The 540-nt window shown below is 35.2% G+C and carries 1 protein-coding gene; it reads left to right on the top strand.

The window, feature by feature from the left end; genetic code table 11:
* A partial coding sequence (locus WDC82_RS25130; protein WP_340120197.1) for an ATP-binding protein occupies positions 1-540 on the top strand: 540 nt, incomplete at both ends.

The raw sequence follows: 540 nt of genomic DNA, 5'->3' as shown, positions 1-540 counted from the left end.
GTTTATTAGGTGTTGATTCTTTTGTTGGTTCAAAGATTGGCTTCTTTTTAGGATGGGGAGACAGATTTGATAAACATACTGACTTAGAAAGCGCTATTCGATCAAGTCGTGATTTTGTTCTTTATCATCCGTTCTTAGCGAACCAACAAATTAAAGGCTCTAAAACCCGATCCCCGCATTGTTTAATCACAGGTGATACGGGGAACGGAAAGTCTTTCCTTGCGAAGCTACTGTATCAATATATCTCGTTTATGGATGTTAAAGCATTATATATTGATCCTAAAAAAGAAATGAGGAAGTGGATCACAAAAATTATTAACAATCCACAGACACGTAAAGACTTTCCACTCTATATCAATCATCTGGAGAAGTACCACTTTATAACGCTTGATCACGAGAAAAAAGAAAACTGGGGTGCATTAGACCCTGTATCATTTATGCCAGCAAGTAAAGCCAAAGATTTAATAGAAGTCATTTTTGAACAAATTTATAATTTTAAAGACAAGGATACTATAAGTACGGCTTTTTTAAGAGCGATCT

Origin of the sequence: Pelagibius sp. 7325 (assembly GCF_037652055.1) — a bacterium.
Taxonomy (GTDB): Bacteria; Pseudomonadota; Alphaproteobacteria; order Kiloniellales; family Kiloniellaceae; genus Pelagibius.
The sequence above is the reverse complement of the archived record's forward strand: the minus strand, read 5'-3'. Positions and strand labels throughout refer to the sequence as shown.